Source organism: Nonomuraea gerenzanensis (assembly GCF_020215645.1).
Classification (GTDB): Bacteria; Actinomycetota; Actinomycetes; order Streptosporangiales; family Streptosporangiaceae; genus Nonomuraea; species Nonomuraea gerenzanensis.
Genome location: NZ_CP084058.1, coordinates 2,920,252 through 2,937,467 on the forward strand (window position 1 = coordinate 2,920,252; position 17,216 = coordinate 2,937,467).

Below are 17,216 nucleotides of genomic sequence, written 5' to 3' on the forward strand. Positions count from 1 at the left end.
GATGCCGCACATCACACCGGGCCAGGCGTACGGGTTCTTCACCGACACCAGCGTGTGCATCGGCTGCAAGGCCTGTGAGGTGGCCTGCAAGCAGTGGAACCAGCTGGAGGGCCACGCGCCGTCGTTCCTGGACGGCTTCGACAACACCGGCAGGCTCGACGCCGAGACCTGGCGGCACGTGCAGTTCCACGACAACGTCCCCGACGAGGCGGTCACCCCGGGCAACGGCACGGCGTGGCTGATGATGTCGGACGTCTGCAAGCACTGCAAGCAGGCGAGCTGCATGGAGGTCTGCCCGACGAACGCGATCGTCAGGACCGAGTTCGACAGCGTCTTCATCCAGCCCGACGTCTGCAACGGCTGCCGCGACTGCATCGCCGCCTGCCCGTACGACGTGATCGGGGCCAGCGAGACGACCGGCATCGCGCAGAAGTGCACGCTGTGCTACGACCGCCTCCAGAACGACCTGACCCCCGCCTGCGCCAAGGCCTGCCCCACCGAGTCGATCACATTCGGGCCGGTCGCGGAGCTGCGGCGGACGGCGGTCACGCGGCTGGAGATCCTGCGCGGGCAGGGCGTCACGCAGGCCAGGCTGTACGGGCACGACGAGCAGGTGTACGGCGGGCTGAACGCGTTCTTCCTGCTGATGGACGAGCCGGAGAAGTACGGGCTGCCCGACGAGCGCAACGCCGTGCTGCCCAGCCGCAACAACGCGGGCGGCTACCTGACCGCCGCCGTCACGGCCGTGCTGGGCGTGCTCGGCGGCCTGATCGCGCTGCGCCGCCGCAAGGAGCAGGTCAAGGAGTCGGCCGATGGATGAGGTGCAGCACTTCGCCGGCCCGCCGGACTGGCTGTGGTACATCCTGTTCTACTTCTTCCTCGCGGGCCTGTCCGGCGGCTCGTACGTGCTGGCCACCCTGCTCAGGTTCCGTGCCGCGCCGGGCGACGAGCCGATGGCCAGGATCGGCTACTACCTCGCGTTCCCGCCGATGCTCGTCTCGCCGCTGCTGCTGGCGCTGGATCTCGGGCAGCCGCTGCGGTTCTGGCACATGCTGGTCAACACCACCCCCGGCCACTTGGGGCTGAACTTCAAGCACTGGTCGCCGATGTCGATCGGGTCGTGGGCGCTGGTCGTGTTCGGGGCGATCACCACCGTGTCGTTCGCGGCGGCGCTGGTCCGGGACGGCAAGGTGCGGCTGCCACTCGTCGTGCGGCTGGACGGCCGGGTGTTCAACGTGGTCGGGTCGCTGTTCGGGCTGTTCGTCGCCGGGTACACGGGCGTGCTGCTGTCGGTGTCGAACCAGCCGGTGTGGAGCGACACGTTCGCGCTCGGCGGGCTCTTCCTGGCCTCCGGGCTGGCGGGGGCGGCCGCGCTGATGGTGCTGCTGGCCCGCTACCGGCCGGAGGCGCGGCCGAGCACGCCCATGCTGTCGGTCTCCGAGCGGCTGTACTCGCTGCTGGAGCTGGCGCTGATCGTGGTGTTCGCGCTGACGCTGATCGCCGCGGGCACCCAGGAGATCGTCTTCGGGCTGCCGTGGCTGCTGCTGTGGGTGGTGGCGCTCGCCGGGCTGCTGCCCGGTCTGTACGGGCTGGCCACCGAGCGCCTGTCGGCCGGCACGGCGGTGGCGATGCGGTACTCGGTGGTGCTGCCGCTGCTGGTGCTGGCCGGGGTGCTCGCCCTGCGGGCGGCGATCATCTTCAGCGTGCAGGTGTGATCAGCGGGCGCGACGAGGCCGGCGGGCGGAGGCGATCAGGGCTCGACGAAGCCAGGATGCGGAGGCGATCAGGGCTCGACGAGGCCGGCGCGGATGGCGTACCTGGTCAGCTCCAGGCGGTCGCGCATGCCGAGCTTCTGCAGGATGTTGGCCCGGTGGCGATCGACGGTCTTGACGCTGATGACGAGCGTCTCGGCGATCTCCTTGGCCGAGTTGCCCTCGGCGATCAGCTTGACGATCTCCTCCTCGCGCGGCGTCAGTATGCTCTCCGGCATGCGCTCGCCCTCCCGGTCCCGCTGCAGGTAGTCGCGGATGAGCGCGGTGACCGCGCCGGGGTAGAGGAACGGCTCGCCGCGCATGGTGGCCCGGCACGCCTCCAGCAGGTCCTGGTCGGCGACGGACTTGAGCACGTAGCCGGACGCGCCGACCTTGAGTGACTCGAAGAAGTACTGCTCGTTGTCGTACATCGACAGGATCAGGATGCGGATGCCCGGCGCCCGCCTGGAGATCTCCCTGGCCGCCTGGAGGCCGGTCATGCGGGGCATCGCGATGTCGAGGATGGCCAGGTCCACGTCGTCCTCGCAGGCCGCGGCCACGGCCTGCGCGCCGTCGGCTGCCTCGGCGACCACCTGGAGGTCGGGCTCGGCGTCGAGGATCAGCCGCAGGCCCTGGCGGACCAGCGCGTGGTCGTCGGCCAGCAGGATCCGGGTCTTGTTCACGTGTCCGTCCTTGGCTGCGATGGGATGACGAGGCTGACGCGGGTGCCCTCGCCCGGCGGTGAGTCCACGCTCAGACGGGCGCCGATGAGCAGCGCGCGCTCGCGCATGCCGCGGATCCCCGCGCCGTCCTGGAGCGCGCCGCCCCGGCCGTCGTCGGTGATGCGCAGGACCAGGTGGCCGTCCTCGGCCGCCAGCGACAGCTCGGCGCGGGCGGCCCCGGCGTGCCTGGCGATGTTGGTCAGGCTCTCCTGCGCGATCCGGTAGAGGACGAGCTCGACGTCGGCGCCCAGGGCCGGCAGGTCGTGCTGGAGGTCGCGGGTCACCTTGACGCCGCTCATCCGGGAGACGTCCGTGGCCAGGGCGCTGAGTGCGGCGTGCAGCCCGAGGTCCTCCAGCACGCCGGGGCGCAGGCGGCGGGCGACCTGGCGTACCTCGTCGAGGCTGGCCCGTACGGTCTCCTGCACGCCGTGCAGGTCCTCCTTGAGGTCGGCGGGGGCGCGGTCCACCACCCGCTTGAGACCCAGCAGCACCACGGTCAGGCTCTGGCCGATCTCGTCGTGCAGCTCGCGGGCGATGCGCTGCCGCTCGCCCTCCTGCGCGGCCAGCGCGTGCGCGCTGCTGGCGCTGCGCTCGGCCTCCAGCCGGTCCAGCATCGCGTTGAACGTGCCGATCAGGTGGGTCAGGTCGCTGTTGCCGCTGTCGGCCAGGCGGTCGCCGGTGCGCAGCAGGTCCACCCGCTGCATCAGGGTGGTCAGCGCGTCCAGCGGCGCCAGGCTGCGGCGCAGCAGCAGCGCGTTGGCGGCCAGCATCACGGCCAGCCCCACCAGCAGGACCGGCACCTCGGCCCACACGACAGGGGCGGAGACGGTGGCGGGGGAGACGGCGAGCACGAGCGTGCCGGTCGCGAACACCAGCCCGTTGATCGTGACCAGCCGCCGGAACAGGCCGTGAGCCGCCGGCCGGGACGCGCCGCGCGGCGCGCCCGCGCGACGCGTCCCGGCCGGCGGCGCACTGCCCGTACCGGCCTTCGCCCGATCGTTCATCGCCTCTAGCCTCTTGGTCCGAAGGTGCGATTGTCCATGCGGTTTGACCCCCATTGAGAAACACGTCCCTACATGTTCTATCCCCGCCCAGATGGGTGTTCGACCCGATAGCCGCCGAGTGGTGCCTCCCCGGAGGATGGACGGGAGCCGGAGGGGAGACAGCGACGTGGAAGCCAGCAACATCGCCGTGAACCTGCCGACCGTGACCGCGCACGATCCCGTCACCAAGGCCGTGCGCATCATGGCGCTGGGCCGGATGCCCGGCCTGATCGTCGTGGACGGCAGGGGGCGGCCCTCGACCGTGCTCCCGGGCACGCAGGTGCTGCGGCTGGCGGTGCCGGGGGCGTACCAGGAGGACCCGGCGCTCTGCCGGACGATCGACGAGGCGCACGCCGACCTGTTCTGGGGTGAGCTGGGCGACCTGACGGTGGGCGACTGCCTGCCACGCAGGCCCGACCCGCCGGCGACCGTGCCGCTCGACGCGACCCTGCTGGAGGTGGCCGCGCTCATGGCCAGGCTGCGCAGCCCGATCGTCGCGGTCGTCGGCCGCGACGGCGCGCTCGCCGGGGCGATCACCCTGGAGCGGCTGCTGACCTGCCTGGCGCTCTCCGGTCAGGACGACTGACCCACCCCCGGCTGCGAGGGCCGGGACGACCGACACCCATCCCTTGACCGGGCGGGCCTCAGGCCCGCCCGGGCCGAAGCATGCCCACCCACGGAGGTCATCATGATCCGCTGTTGTCCCGTCACGCGCTCATCCGGCCCGGCAGCCCGGTCCGGACCGCCGGGGCAGGCGGGATGAGCGCCTTCGCCGCACTGGCGATCTTCCTGGTGGCCTTCTACTTCATCGCGACGGAGAAGGCCGACAAGGTCAAGGTGGTGCTGATCGCGGCCGGGCTGATGGCCGTGCTCGGCCTGATCCCCGGCGCCGGGGTGTTCTTCTCCGAGCACGAGGGCATCGACTGGAACGTCATCTTCCTGCTGTTCGGCATGATGGTCATCGTCGGCGTCATCAAGCAGACGGGCGTCTTCGACTACCTGGCCATCTGGGCCGCCAAGAAGTCGAAGGGGCGCCCGTACCGGCTGATGGTGATGCTGATGGCGATCACCGCCATCGCCTCGCCGTTCCTCGATAACGTCACCACGATCATGCTGGTCGCGCCCGTCACGATCGTGGTGTGCAACCGGCTGCGGATCGCCGCGCAGCCGTACCTGATCGCGGAGGTCCTCGCCTCGAACATCGGCGGCGCGGCCACCCTCATCGGCGACCCGCCCAACATCATTATCGGCAGCCGCGCCGGCCTGACCTTCAACGACTTCCTGATGCACATGGCGCCGATCGTGGTGGTCATCTTCGCCGTCTTCGTGCTGGGCGCCCGGTGGCTGTTCGCGAGCTCGTTCCAGTACAACGCCGAGCACGTGGCCGAGGTCATGGCACTGCAGGAGCGGCGGGCGATCACCGACCCGCGGCTGCTCGCGCGCTGCCTGGTGGTGCTGGCCGCGGTGGTGGCCGGGTTCGGGCTGCACGCGGTGGTGCACGTCGAGCCGTCGATCGTGGCGCTGGTGGGCGCGGGCGTGATGCTGCTGGTCTCCCGCTCGAACGTCTCCGAGGTGCTGCGCGAGGTCGAGTGGCCCACGCTGGTGTTCTTCATGGGCCTGTTCGTCATGGTCGCGGGGCTGGTGCACACCGGCGTGATCGCGGCGATCGGCACGTGGGCGCTGGACACGCTGGGCGACAACTACTTCGTGGCCGCGACGGCGCTGCTGTTCGGCTCCGGCGCGCTGGGCGCCTTCTTCGACAACATCCCGTACGTCGCCACGACCGCCCCCATCGTCGAGGGCGTGGTCGCCGCGGCCCCCGACCCGCAGACCGGGCAGGCGCTGTGGTGGGCCTTCGCCCTGGGCGCCGACTTCGGCGGCAACGGCACCGCGGTCGCGGCCAGCGCCAACGTGGTGGCCCTGGGCATCGCCGCGCGCAACGGCCACAAGATCAGCTTCTGGCAGTTCACCAGGTACGGGATCGTGGTCACCGTCCTGAGCACGGTGCTGGCCTGGCTGTACGTCTGGATGCGGTACTTCACCTGAGAACGTCCCTGACCTCGGGCCAGGGGTAAATCAGGGACGATCACCGATGAGCCGGGCGGGCTCCGCGAGGCATCGTGGCCTGTATGAACCCCGCGCACCGTCTGGCTCAGCTCTCCTTCACCGCCGGACCGGCCGCCCTGCTGGCCGGCTGGTTCCTCATGCGCCCCATCCACGGCGGCCTCGAACCGGGGCCCTGGTGGACGGCCGCGCACGTGGTCTGGCTGGCGGGCTTCCTGATGATCGGCGTGATGACCCTGGCCCTGCGCGGCCTGGCCGGGCCGGTCACGGGCCGGTCGCGGGTGGCCGTGGAGGTGGTGTCGGGCCTGGCGCTGTTCGGCGTGGCGGCCAACGTCGTCCAGCTCGTCATCGACCTCTACACGGGGCTCGCCGCGGCGGACGGCGAGGCGATGCGCGGCCTGCTGGACGCGGTCAGGGACTATCCCGGCGTCGAGCAGGTCGTGTACGGCCCGGGGGCGCAGCTCTACTACGCCGCGCTGCTCGCGCAGGCGGTCGTCCTGGCCGCGCTGCGCCGCGTCACCCCCGTCAGCGCCGCCGTCACCGCCGGTGGGGTGGTGCTGCTGGCGGTGGCCACGTTCGCGGAGGGCAGGGGATCGGCCCTGGTCGCCCTCGGCATGGCCGTGATGTGGCTGGGCACGCTGCTGATGGGCCGGGGCACGCCCGGCACGCGCGCTCAGGACGCGGCGATGACCTCCCGGACGTCCACGAAGCTTCTGACGTAGCCGTGCTCAGCCACGGAACGCGGCGGCGGTCGGGCAGCTCCGCTCGAAGGGGCGGCCCGGCAGGTAGCGGCGCCATTCCGCCTCCGTGAGGGCGCGGCCCGCCCGCGCGCACGCCGTCTCCGCCAGCCGCTCGACGGTCGTCGGCAGGCTGGTCCGCACCCCGTCCCTGCCGATGGCCAGCAGCTCGGCGGAGCCGGCGGTGAAGGTGAGCGACCTGGCGCTGTCGGAGAGCCCGACCACCGGCCCGACACGCCGGCCCTGCGCCACGTCCCACAGGCTGAGCGTGTTGTCCTGCGAGGCGAACGCGAACAGTCTCCCGTCGGGGGAGAACACCCCGTCCCACGCGGCGCCGTCCACCCGCAGCCAGTCGCCGGCCTGCGCGCCCGTGGCGGTGTCCCAGACGCCGGCCTTGCCGGAGAAGAGCACCGCGACCCGCTTCAGGTCGGGGCTGAACCAGACGTTCTGCGGCTGCGCGGGCAGCGTCATCGCGGCCCCGACCGGCCGGCCGGTCTCCAGATCCACCACGCGCAGCCGGTCCGCGTCCAGCCCGACGAGCCGCCCGTCGGCGCCGGCGGCCCAGCCGAGCAGGCGCGGCCTGGGCACCTGCTTGAGCCGCTGACCGCCGGGCAGCGACCAGAGCGTGAAGGTCTTCTCCCCGGCCGTCCAGAGGCCCTTGGCCGTCGGCAGGGCGGTGTCCGGCTCGCTGACGGCGGAGAAGCCCGGCGTGAGGCTCGCCAGCTCGCGCCAGGTGGCAGTGTCGCGGACGGACACCTGGTCGCCGCGCCTGATGGCCAGCCTGCGGCCGTCGCGGCTGAAGGTGAACTCGGCGTCGTAGGCCTCGAACGAGCCGGCTTCGAGCTGCTTGCCGTTGAGCGTGACCTTCGTGGAGCCGAGCGCATGGGTGAGCGTCGAGCCGCCGCCCTCGCTCAGCCGTACGCCGTCCAGCTCCTTGGCGGCGGGCGGGGCGGGCTTGAGCGTGACGACCGTGCCCTCGCTCAGGTAGCGCAGCCCGCCGGGGGCGAACGCGGCGGCGCTCGGCCGGTCGTCCGGCTCGCGTCCGAGCTGCAGCGGCTCGTCGTCACCCAGCCGCCAGACGGTGACCCGCTCCCCGACGCCCGCGATCAGGCGGCCGTCCGGGCTGAAGACCGGCACCGCGCCCGGCTCCCAGCCGGCGATCCCGTCGATCTCCTCGCGGGTCCGCGTGTCGTACACGGTCAGGCCGGCGTCGTCGCTGACGGCCAGGCGCCTGCCGTCCCTGCTGAAGGCGGGGAAGCTGGCGCAGTCGGCGCAGACGCCGCGGAAGCCCGCGCGCCCCTTGCCCGAGGGCAGCGACCAGATCGTGGGCCCGGCCACGGCGTACGTGCCGTCCGGGTGCACGGCGACCCCCGCCATCGTGGGCAGCGAGACCGCCTTGCCGGTACGCCAGTCGTAGACGTACACGCCCTGCCCGATCGTCACCAGCAGCCGCCCCCCGCTGAAGGCCACGGTGAGGTCCACCTCCTGCGGGGCCTCCAGGCGCTTGCCGACCGCACGGCCCGTGGCCAGCTCCCTGACGCCCACGCCCTGGTCGTCGGCGATGGCCAGCAGCCGCCCGTCCGCGCTGGCCGCGACCTGGCGGAGCTGCCTGCCGGGCAGGCCGGTGAAGCCGCCGGTGCGCCGCCCGGTGCCGACGTCCCACACCTTGACCTCGCCGGGGTCGGCGCTGATCAGCGAGCGGCCGTCGGGGGTGAGCGCGCGCACCACGTCGGGCCTGGTGGCCGGGTCGTGGAAGACGGCGACCGCCGGGTCCGTGACGGAGGCGACCAGGCTCGACCGGGCCTCGTCCGTGGGCGACAGCCGCCCGGCCGCGGCGCTGAGCAGCATGCCGAGCACCGGGTCCTGGCCGCGGGCGGCGTCTGCGGCGGCGGCCAGCCGGGCCGACTCGGCGGCGTCGCGCTGCTGGGCCAGCTTGTCGCCCTGCTCGGCCAGCGTCAGGCTCTGCCACCCGGCCAGCGCCCCCGCCGCCAGGGCCAGGACCAGCAGCACGGCCAGCCCCATGGCGGCCAGCCTCGTACGGCGGGAGCGGCGCCGGGTGAGCGCGGCAGCGGCGGCCAGGAAATCCCGCTCCGCCGGGGTCAGCGTGATGTTGCGCCGCCCGGCGGCGGCCCAGCTCAGCGCGTGGTCCAGGGTGCTGCCGGAGAACAGGTCGGCGTCCTTGCGGCCGTGCTCCTGCCAGCGGCCCGCCGCCGTGCTGATCCTGCGGTGCACGGCCAGGCCGTCCCTGTCGGCCTCGATCCAGGCGCGCAGCCGGGGCCAGGCCAGGGGGAGGGCGGGGCGCAGCAGGCGTACGGGGTCGGTGTCGGAGACGAGGTAGGGGAACGCGGCCAGCACCCGATCCACGCCGTCCGGCAGCTCCGACCTGCGAGGGCGGCGCAGCGCCAGCTCGCCCTCGTCGGTCACCGTGACCAGGCGGAGGAACAGCTCGGGTGCCAGCTCCTTGTCCTCGGGCGCGAGCGTCGCGTAGGCGTCCTCGGCCAGCACACCGAGCGCGGGGTCGTCGGCGGGGGCGCCGATCCGGCGGCCGTCCCCGGCACCCAGGGCGAGCAGGCGCGGGAGGTCGAGGGCGCCGTCGCGGGTGAGCAGGCGTGAGGTGTCGAGACCGCTGTCACCATCGCCGGTGAGCAGGCGCGGCGTGTCCAGGCTGCCGTCGCCGCTGATCAGGGCGAGCAGCAGCTCGCGGGCCGATGGCCGCTGGACGGGCTCCTTGGACAGGGCCGCCCGCACCGGCCCGCGCAGGGACTCCGGCAGCACGTCGAGGTCGGGGTCGTGGGAGAGCACGCGGTGCATGACCGCGCCGAGCGCCTCGCCGGTGAACGGGTCCCGCCCCGTGGCGGCGAACCAGACGACCGCACCCCAAGCGAACACGTCGGCGGCCGGTCCCGCCCGCTCGCCCGAGAACACCTCGGGCGCCATGTACCCGGGAGTGCCCTTGACCAGGCCGGTCGAGGTGAGCGACATCTCCACGGTGCGGGCGATCCCGAAGTCGATCACGCGGGGGCCGTCGGGGCCGAGCAGCACGTTGTCGGGCTTGAGGTCGCGGTGCACCACGCCGGCGTCGTGGATGGCGGTCAGCGCCGTCGCGATCGCCGTGGCCAGCCGGTGCAGCTCGCCGCCCTCGAAGGTGCGACCGGCCGAGCGCAGGCTGGGGCCCTCGACGTACTCGCTGACGAGGTACGGCCGCGGCCCCTCCAGATCGGCGTCCAGCACCCGGGCCGTGCAGAACGAGGCCACCCGCTGCGCCGAGACCGCCTCCTTCACCATCCCGTCGCGCAGCCCGGGATCCCTGACGGGGTCGCCGCTCAGTACCTTGATCGCGACCCGGGTCCCGGCAGGGTCGTAACCTTCGTACACGACACCCTGGCCGCCCGCCCCCAGGCGGCCGGCCAGCCAGTAGTCGCCGAGCCGCTGCGGATCCCCGTCGATGAGCGCATTCCCCATGACAGGTTGGATGACGGCGACGGCCATCTGGTTGGGGGTCTGTACGCGGCGGCCGTCCACCGACGCGTTGCGCAGCTCGAACCCGCTCACCGCGAGGTCCTTGACGTACAGGTCCCGGACGTAGCCGCCGCGTTCCGGGTTCGTCTTGATCCGGATCGCGCTCCAGGCGGGCGGTGCTCATGGTGCAGTTCCACGCGAACACCCGGCTCGCTCCACAGGTCGTCACGCTCCCGACCGTCACGCTCCCGACCGTCACGCCGCCGATCGTCTCGCTGCCGATCGTCTCGCTGCCGATCGTCACGCCGCCGTTGCCGTCGCGCATCACGCACGAGTCGACCAGCACGTTCGTGGACGGCGCGTAAAATCCCGGAAGAAATCCGCGGGCTGTGTCGAAATCGGCCCGGCTCGTTCGCCGCCAGGTCAGAGGGCCGGACGAGCCGGCCCCGAAGACCAGAGGCGGATCACCATGACGCACCTCGCCCACTCCTCCGCACGGCCGCTCTCCCGCCCGCGCCTCCTGCTCGCCTGCGGCGTCATGGCAGGCCCGATGTACGTCACCGTCGCCCTGGCCCAGGCGTTCACCAGGGAGGGCTTCGACCTGGCCCGCCACCCCTGGAGCTTCCTGGCCAACGGCGACCTCGGCTGGATCCAGACCCTGAACTTCGTCCTCACCGCCCTGGCCGTCATCGCCGCCGCCGCCGGCCTGCGCCACGCCCTGGCCCGGGGACGCGGCGGCCGGTGGGCCCCGATCCTCGTCGGCACGTTCGGCGCCAGCATGATCGGTGCCGCCCTCTTCCCCGCCGACCCCGCCATGGGCTTCCCTGCCGGAACCCCCGAAGGCCCCGGCGCCATCACCCTCTCGGGCATGCTGCACCTGGCCGTCGGCGGCGTGGGCTTCCTGTGCGCGAGCGCGGCCTGCTACGTCATCGCCTCCCGCTACGCCCGTGACGGCCGCAAGGGCTGGGCCTGGTACTCCAGGGCCACCGGCACCCTCTTCCTGGGCTCGTTCGTCGGCATCGCCAGCGGCGGCGGGGTCGCCTGGGCGAACCTCGCCTTCATCGCGGGCATCCTCGCCCTCTGGACCTGGATGTCGCTAATGTCGCTGAACCTGTCCCGCTCCGCCTGAAGCCGTCCCCCTCGCTAGCGAACCAGAAAGGCGTCACGACCATGCGCTACCTCGTCACCCTCAAAGTCACCGCCCAGCCCGACGGCCCGCCCCCGGCCGACCTCATGGAGGCCATCATGAAGCTCGGCCAGGAGGCCACCGAGTCAGGAGCCCTGCTGGACACCAGCGGCCTGGCCCCCAGCTCCGAGGGCGCCCGGGTCGAGATCAGCGGCGGCCGGCTGATCGTCAGCGACGGCCCGTTCGCCGAGGCCAAGGAGATGATCAGCTACGCCCTGTACGAGGTCAGGACCAAGGAGGAGGCCGTGGAATGGGCTTCCCGCTTCGTCAGGCTGCACCGCGACCTGTGGCCCGGCTGGGAGGGCGAGGCGGACGTGCTGCGCCTGTTCGGCCCCGCGGACTTCGCCCCGCCCGCCTGATCGCGATATTCAGGACCTATGACGCGAGCCGATTCCCATCGGGCGGTCGAGGCGGTCTGGCGCATCGAGTCCGCCCGGGTCATCGCCACGCTGGCCCGCATGGTGGGCGACGTCGGGCTGGCCGAGGAGCTGGCCCAGGACGCCCTGGTCGCGGCGCTCGAAGAGTGGCCGCGCAAGGGCGTGCCGGACAATCCGGGTGCCTGGCTGACCATGACCGCCAGGCACCGCGCCATCGACCAGTTCCGGCGGCGCGACACCTACCAGCGCAAGCTGCAACAGATCGGCCGTGACATGGAGCTCCGCCAGGAGTCGGCAGCAGCCGAGCTCGACGACGCCCTCGACGACCACATCGGCGACGACCTGCTTCGCCTGATCTTCACCGCCTGCCACCCCGAGCTGCCGGTCGAGGGGCGGCTGGCGCTCACCCTCCGGCTGCTCGGCGGCCTGTCCACCGCCGAGATCGCCCGCGCCTTCCTCGCCCCGGAGCCCACCGTCGGCCAGCGCATCTCCCGTGCCAAGCGGACGCTCGCCGACAAGAAGATCCCCATCGAGCTGCCCCCACCCGCCGAACTGCCCGCCCGCCTGGCGTCGGTGCTGGAGGTCATCTACCTCATCTTCAACGAGGGATACGCGGCCAGCTCCGGCGACGACTGGGCCCGCCCGTCCCTCTGCCAGGAGGCGATGCGCCTCGGCCGGGTGCTGGCCGGGCTCATGCCGGCCGAGCCCGAGGTGCACGGCCTGCTGGCCCTCATGGAGATCCAGGCGTCCCGCATCCCGGCCAGAACCGCCCCCGACGGCACCCCGATCCTCCTGCCCGACCAGGATCGCAGCCGCTGGGACCGCCTGCTCGTCCGCCGCGGCCTGGCCGGCCTCCACCGCGCCGAGCAACTGGGCACGCTCGGCCCGTACGGACTCCAGGCCGCCATCGCCGCCTGCCACGCCCGCGCCCGCACCCCGCAGGCCACCGACTGGGCCAGGATCGCCGCCCTCTACCGGCTGCTGTCGCACCTCACGCCCTCACCCGTCGTCGAGCTGAACCGCGCGGTCGCGGTCGGCATGGCCCACGGCGCTGAGCGCGGGCTGGAGATCGCCGACGCCCTCCTGGACTCACGTGCGTTACGCGACTACGCGCATCTGCCCGCCGTCCGCGGTGACCTGCTGGCCAGGCTCGGCCGGGCGGACGAGGCCGCCGCCGAGTTCCGCCGCGCGGCGGAGCTGACCCGCAACGCCCGTGAACGCGAGCTGTTTCTGCGGCGTGCCGCCGGCCTCGACTGATTCGCGTACAGCAGTCGGGCGGTGAGAGGGTTACTGTTCGCTGAACAGGTCCTGGGAGGTGTGGGCGGTGGTCGCGCGGATGAGCCAGGTGTGGAGTTGTGCGAGGTCCGTGCAAGCGGTGATCCTGGTACGGGTGTCGTCCGGGATGTCGAGGCCGCGGGTCCGCAACACCAGGAGCACCGACTCGGCGGCCTCCTTGGCCTGGCCCTCGGCCATGCCTTCCGCCTTGCCTTCCTCCCGGCCGCGGCCGAAGTGCTCGCGGGCGAAGGGACTGTAGACGGGCCAGGCGGTGGACGCCATGATTTCCTCCAGGAGCCGCTGGATGTCGGGCATGGACATGCTGTACGCGTATTCATAGTACTTCGTAGCGTGTTCGCCGGGAGCGTTGTTCAGCGCGGTAGCGAACGCCTCCACGACCTTGCGGTCGCGGCCGTGAGTCATGACGGACATGACGGCGAGCGGCAGGTCAGCCGCTGCCTCCAGGGGGTCGATGACGGCCGGAATGTCCCTCGGTCCCACCACCTGGGGTTGAAAGCGGTAGCCGTTCAGCCCCGATTCGACTGGTTTCGCGTAATGGTCGGCGACCGATTGCTTCGGGCAGACGACCAGAACGGTGACGTCGACCTTCATCATCAGCCACGCGGCGGCGGCGTAGCGCGCGAACTGCCGGGCGTCCTTGTTGCTGTCCTGCTGGACTTCCACAATGATCACGTGGACCGGGCTCTGCTTCGGGCCAAGGGTGAAGACCAGGTCGGGCTCGATGTCGTCGGACGTCCGGGTGTTGAAGGTGCGATCCTCCTCCTGAATGAGGGGGGTGTCAGGTAGCTCGACACGCATGAGGTCGCGCAGGATCTCCGTCACCAGCTGAGGGCGATCGGAGAACAATTGGACCAGAGCGTCATGTGAGGGGGACGGCATGACGCTTAGCGTATCTAAACGCATACCCACTGTGACGAAAACTTGGGTAAGGACGGGTGGTCCGATCAAGACGGCAGGCGAGCCGCCTCCCGATCCGCGTGCGAGGCCGCGCCCGCGAGGGTGGCCGGGCGCATGGTCCAGATCAGTACGGCCAGCCCGGCGAAGATGACCGCCGCGACCGCACCGTTCACATGCAGACCGGCGGTGAAAGCCTCCCGCGCGGCATGCAGCAGCTCGGCCCCCAATCCGGTGCCGAGCGCGAACAGGGGGCCGGTGCCCAGCGCCAGCACGGTGATGCCGATCATCACCTGCGGCAGGGCGCTCGCGACGGTACCGACGCCGACCAGCAGCAGGCTGCCCAGCGACGACACCACCAGCCCGCCGGCGATCGCGGCCGGCTGCCGCATCCGCCGGGCCAGCGCGGGCGCCGCCATGGTGCCGGCCGCCGTGCCCAGGCCCATGGGTGCGAACAGCACCGCCGACGCGACGGGCGAGAAGCCCAGGACGCTCTGCAGGTACTGCGTCACCAGCAGCCCCGTGCCGGCCATCGCGATGCCCGCGAAGACGAGCGCGACGATCACGGCCGTGAACGGGCGGTTCCGGAAGAGCCGCAGGTCCAGCAGCGGCGACTCCAGGCGCAGTTGCCGGCGTACGAACAGGGACCCGAGGCCCGCCCCGGCGGCGAGCGCCACCGCCGGCACGGCCACCAGGAACACCGACCCCCACCAGAAGTGCCGGAGCAGGAACCCGGCGAGCACGGGCCCGAGTGCGCCGCCGGTGAACTGGCAGGTCGCCCAGATGGCGATGGCGCGCCGCTTCTCGACATCGGTACGGACGGCGCGCGGGAATCGGGGCGGCGGCGTCACCGTGTCAGGAGGACGACCAGCAGTCCCAGGCCGAGCACCAGGTCCAGCACGCCGCACCACTCGGCGTACGACCGGGCGACGATCTTGTTGGCCCGGTAGTGGAAGCCGTCCCACAGGGCGTGGCCGAGGAGGCCCGCCGCGACGAGATAGCCCCCGGCCGTCGGCGGGACCGAGAGGGCCAGCAGGCCGGAGGCCAGGAAGGCGAGGGCGCCCGCCGGTTGCAGGGCGTAGATCCGTGGGCTGCGCAGGCGGCCGTTGACGAGGCCGAGGGCGGTGAGGGCGATCACGACCAGGGCCAGCGGGGGCCACGGGTCGATGTCCAGGGCACGCAGGATCACGACCGTCGCGAGCAGGGCGATCACCACCGCCCAGGAGATGCGTGGGCGGTCGGCCACCGCCAGGAACAGGTAGCCCGCGGCGGGCAGGACGAACAGGATCACGTACTCGAGGCCGTCGCCGACGTCGGAGAGGCTGTAGACGGCCCAGGCCAGGGCCAGCAGGCTGGGCCAGCGGCGGCCCGCGGCGGTCAGTGCGCGCAGCCATGCGGGCGGGGGCTGGGCGTCCCGGGTGGCGGTGGGGGCGTCGGGGGCATCGGGGGCGTCGGGAGTGGGGGCAGCGGAGTCGGTCATGGGCACACTGTGGTCCGGCTCGTGCGGCGCATCGGCGGCTTGCTGGCAGCCGGTCCGGAATTCTGCGTTGTCGGTCCTTCGGCCCCGCCCGCCTGCCGCGTGCGCCCGCCTGCCGCGTGCGCCCGCCTGCCGCGTGCGCCCGCCTGCCGCGTGCGCCCGCCTGCCGCGTGCGCCCGGTGGCCGCACGACGTGAGCCGCCCTGATCAACCTGTCCGCGGGTACGTCCCCGCTCAGCGCGCTACCCCACCGGCGCCTCCCCGTACGGAACCAGCCTGACCGGCCCGATCAGCCCGTACGGCTGCCGCGCCAGCCCGCCGTACACGGCCGGGTCCGCCACCCTGAGCCGGTCGAGCCGCAGCGAGCCGCGCCGGTCCGCGGTGTGCCGCAGCACGACGACCTGGTCGGGGTTGCTGGCGAAGACCTCGCGCTGGTGCCGCACGCCGTCACGGGTGAACCGCACGCTGGTGACGGCGCTGGTCAGGTCGAGCTCGCGCCGGTAGTCGGTGAACTCGGCCGAGCCGGGACAGCTCAGCGTGAGGTCGCCGAGCACCTGGTACCACGCCTGCTCGCTGGGCGTGCCGAGCAGGTTCTCGTCCGCCAGGTTCCGGGCGGCTTGCCACTTGTCCTCCCAGACCAGCCGCCTGATCTCCGGCAGCGCCTCCAGCCCCACCTCGGCCGGGCGGGTGTACCAGAGCTCCAGCGCATCGGCCTGCCTGTCGTCAGCCCATGCCGGGAGGGCGTCGGCACCGCTCACGATCAGGGACCCGGCCGCCGCGCCTGACCCGGTGGCGAGCACTCCGCGCCGCGTGTATCCGTTGCCGGCCACTGTTGATCACTCCTGCCCCATACATAGGATGTCTGTCGTGAATCGCATCGATGCCCACCATCACGTCTGGGACCTGTCCGCGCGCTCCCACGCCTGGCTCGACGCCGCCGGGATGGCTCCGCTCCGCCGCACGTTCACCCTCGACGACCTCGCCGGTCACGCGGCCGCCAACGGTGTGACCGCGACCGTGCTGGTGCAGGTGCTGCCCGATCTCGACGAGACCAGAGACTTCCTGACGCTCGCCGCAGAGTCAAACCTTGTGTCGGGAGTCGTCGGATGGATCGACCTGGCCGAGCCCGGCGCCGCCGACACGCTCGCCGCCCTGCCGGAAGGGCTGGTGGGCGTGCGGCACGGCGTGCAGTCCGAGGCCGACCCCGCCTGGCTCAACCGGCCCGACGTGCGCAGGGGGCTGGCCGCCGTGGCGGGCGCGGGGCTGGCCTACGACCTGCTGACGCTGCCCCACCAGCTCCCGGCCGCCATCGACACGGTGAGCGCGCTGCCGGAGCTGACGTTCGTGCTCGACCACCTGTCCAAGCCGCCGATCGCGTCAGGGGAGCTGGAGCCGTGGTGCGGCCGGATCCTGGAGCTGGCCGCGCGGCCCAACGTCTACTGCAAGCTGTCGGGGATGGTCACCGAGGCCGACTGGGGTTCGTGGCGCACCTCCGACCTGCGGCCGTACGCCGAGACGGTGCTGGAGGCATTCGGCCCCGAGCGGGTCATGTTCGGCTCCGACTGGCCGGTGTGTCTGCTCGCGGCCGGGTACGACCAGGTCGTCTCGGCCGCGGACGAGCTGTGCGCCGGGCTTTCGGAGAGCGAGCGGGAGGCGGTGTTCGCCGGGACGGCGCGGCGGGCGTACCGGCTAGGAGGCTGACTCCACCCGGAACGTCGTGTGGTAGGTGCGCGACTCCTGCGGCCCGAGCCAGATCATGCTGCCGTCCTGCCGGGCCGCCGCGTCGCCGGACACGTGGTGCGTGGACGGCTCCGGGCCGGCCGCGTAGTTGCCCGAGCGCAGGTTCAGCCACTCGAAGACGTACGGGAACTCCGCCGCCCGCCACTCCACGGCCACCCGCATGCCCAGCCGGCCGTTGACCACGGCCACCCGGTACAGCCCGTCGGCCCGGGGGGACGAGGCGCGCTCGTACACTCACCCCGGCGCGCGATGGAGATCGTCCGACCCGCGTACAGTCCTCCAAGTCAATATGATATAAGCGCCTTTGTCCACGTGGCCATTTATGTCCGGATTCTGTGACACAAGCCCTTATGAGAGCGCCGCCACACCCCCATCGGTAAGCCGTATTTCCCCAGGTGGACAGCCGTATTGAGCCCCCCGGAACCCCCTAGTCGATCTATTGTGAGTGACCTTACCGTTATATGACGCCGT

General features: G+C 72.2%; 18 protein-coding genes. 10 read left to right on the forward strand and 8 right to left on the reverse strand.

Annotated elements, in window-relative coordinates; translation table 11 throughout:
• The first annotated feature begins 1 nt into the window (after nucleotide 1).
• Together LCN96_RS13945 and nrfD are read left to right on the forward strand one after the other, a co-directional pair.
• The gene (locus tag LCN96_RS13945) at nucleotides 2-820 is read left to right on the forward strand and encodes a 4Fe-4S dicluster domain-containing protein (protein ID WP_225273030.1); all 819 of its coding nucleotides are present in this window, start codon (nucleotides 2-4) and stop codon (nucleotides 818-820) included.
• Complete coding sequence (nrfD, locus tag LCN96_RS13950; RefSeq protein ID WP_225273031.1) at nucleotides 813-1,715, forward strand: NrfD/PsrC family molybdoenzyme membrane anchor subunit; 903 nt, start codon at nucleotides 813-815, stop codon at nucleotides 1,713-1,715. The genes LCN96_RS13945 and nrfD overlap by 8 nt, the downstream gene beginning before the upstream one ends.
• A 68-nt stretch (nucleotides 1,716-1,783) precedes the next feature.
• Here nrfD and LCN96_RS13955 read toward each other — a convergent pair whose 3' ends face one another.
• Nucleotides 1,784-2,434 (reverse strand): response regulator, encoded by a 651-nt coding sequence (locus LCN96_RS13955; RefSeq protein ID WP_225273032.1) that lies wholly within the window; start codon nucleotides 2,432-2,434, stop codon nucleotides 1,784-1,786.
• Nucleotides 2,431-3,477, reverse strand: a complete 1,047-nt coding sequence (locus LCN96_RS13960) for a sensor histidine kinase (protein ID WP_225273033.1) — start codon at nucleotides 3,475-3,477, stop codon at nucleotides 2,431-2,433. Before LCN96_RS13960 ends, LCN96_RS13955 begins: the two co-directional genes overlap by 4 nt.
• Nucleotides 3,478-3,643: 166 nt before the next feature.
• On the opposite strand from LCN96_RS13960, the gene LCN96_RS13965 reads away from it, so the two are divergent.
• The 3 genes from LCN96_RS13965 (at nucleotide 3,644) to LCN96_RS13975 (ending at nucleotide 6,302) form a co-directional block, all read left to right on the forward strand.
• The gene (locus LCN96_RS13965) at nucleotides 3,644-4,102 is read left to right on the forward strand and encodes a CBS domain-containing protein (protein WP_225273034.1); all 459 of its coding nucleotides are present in this window, start codon (nucleotides 3,644-3,646) and stop codon (nucleotides 4,100-4,102) included.
• A gap of 173 nt (nucleotides 4,103-4,275) precedes the next feature.
• Nucleotides 4,276-5,562, forward strand: a complete 1,287-nt coding sequence (locus tag LCN96_RS13970) for an ArsB/NhaD family transporter (protein WP_225275980.1) — start codon at nucleotides 4,276-4,278, stop codon at nucleotides 5,560-5,562.
• 83 nt (nucleotides 5,563-5,645) lie between these two features.
• Nucleotides 5,646-6,302 carry a hypothetical protein gene (locus tag LCN96_RS13975; protein ID WP_225273035.1) on the forward strand — a complete coding sequence of 219 codons (657 nt, stop codon included), beginning with the start codon at nucleotides 5,646-5,648 and terminating at the stop codon, nucleotides 6,300-6,302.
• Nucleotides 6,303-6,308: 6 nt separating this feature from the next.
• On the opposite strand, the gene LCN96_RS13980 is transcribed toward LCN96_RS13975, so the two are convergent.
• A complete protein-coding gene (locus LCN96_RS13980) occupies nucleotides 6,309-9,869 on the reverse strand; it encodes a WD40 repeat domain-containing serine/threonine protein kinase (RefSeq protein ID WP_225273036.1) in 3,561 nt (1,186 codons plus the stop codon).
• An 89-nt stretch (nucleotides 9,870-9,958) separates the two neighbouring features.
• On the opposite strand from LCN96_RS13980, the gene LCN96_RS13985 reads away from it, so the two are divergent.
• The 4 genes from LCN96_RS13985 to LCN96_RS14000 all read left to right on the forward strand — a co-directional run bounded on the left by LCN96_RS13985 (nucleotide 9,959) and on the right by LCN96_RS14000 (nucleotide 12,596).
• Nucleotides 9,959-10,141: a hypothetical protein gene (locus LCN96_RS13985; protein WP_225273037.1), complete on the forward strand. Its 183-nt coding sequence runs from the start codon at nucleotides 9,959-9,961 to the stop codon at nucleotides 10,139-10,141.
• 104 nt (nucleotides 10,142-10,245) lie between these two features.
• Nucleotides 10,246-10,905, forward strand: a complete 660-nt coding sequence (locus LCN96_RS13990) for a DUF998 domain-containing protein (protein ID WP_225273038.1) — start codon at nucleotides 10,246-10,248, stop codon at nucleotides 10,903-10,905.
• 41 nt (nucleotides 10,906-10,946) lie between these two features.
• Nucleotides 10,947-11,321, forward strand: a complete 375-nt coding sequence (locus LCN96_RS13995; RefSeq protein ID WP_225273039.1) for a YciI family protein — start codon at nucleotides 10,947-10,949, stop codon at nucleotides 11,319-11,321.
• Between the two features lie 18 nt (nucleotides 11,322-11,339).
• A complete protein-coding gene (locus LCN96_RS14000) occupies nucleotides 11,340-12,596 on the forward strand; it encodes an RNA polymerase sigma factor (RefSeq protein WP_225273040.1) in 1,257 nt (418 codons plus the stop codon).
• A gap of 30 nt (nucleotides 12,597-12,626) precedes the next feature.
• Here the strand turns inward: LCN96_RS14000 and LCN96_RS14005 are convergent, their stop codons facing one another.
• The 4 genes from LCN96_RS14005 to LCN96_RS14020 form a co-directional block, all read right to left on the reverse strand.
• Nucleotides 12,627-13,457, reverse strand: coding sequence for an RpnC/YadD family protein (locus LCN96_RS14005; protein WP_225273041.1), 831 nt, complete (start codon nucleotides 13,455-13,457; stop codon nucleotides 12,627-12,629).
• Between the two features lie 122 nt (nucleotides 13,458-13,579).
• Complete coding sequence (locus LCN96_RS14010; RefSeq protein WP_225273042.1) at nucleotides 13,580-14,380, reverse strand: MFS transporter; 801 nt, start codon at nucleotides 14,378-14,380, stop codon at nucleotides 13,580-13,582.
• Nucleotides 14,377-15,009: a hypothetical protein gene (locus tag LCN96_RS14015; RefSeq protein WP_225273043.1), complete on the reverse strand. Its 633-nt coding sequence runs from the start codon at nucleotides 15,007-15,009 to the stop codon at nucleotides 14,377-14,379. Before LCN96_RS14015 ends, LCN96_RS14010 begins: the two co-directional genes overlap by 4 nt.
• Before the next feature lie 238 nt (nucleotides 15,010-15,247).
• Nucleotides 15,248-15,835: a glycoside hydrolase N-terminal domain-containing protein gene (locus LCN96_RS14020; RefSeq protein WP_225273044.1), complete on the reverse strand. Its 588-nt coding sequence runs from the start codon at nucleotides 15,833-15,835 to the stop codon at nucleotides 15,248-15,250.
• Nucleotides 15,836-15,872: 37 nt separating this feature from the next.
• Here LCN96_RS14020 and LCN96_RS14025 point away from each other — a divergent pair, with 37 nt between their 5' ends.
• Nucleotides 15,873-16,706, forward strand: coding sequence for an amidohydrolase family protein (locus LCN96_RS14025; RefSeq protein ID WP_225273045.1), 834 nt, complete (start codon nucleotides 15,873-15,875; stop codon nucleotides 16,704-16,706).
• On the opposite strand, the gene LCN96_RS14030 is transcribed toward LCN96_RS14025, so the two are convergent.
• Nucleotides 16,695-16,979: a DUF4432 family protein gene (locus tag LCN96_RS14030; RefSeq protein WP_225273046.1), complete on the reverse strand. Its 285-nt coding sequence runs from the start codon at nucleotides 16,977-16,979 to the stop codon at nucleotides 16,695-16,697. The genes LCN96_RS14025 and LCN96_RS14030 overlap by 12 nt on opposite strands.
• Nucleotides 16,980-17,216 lie beyond the last annotated feature (237 nt).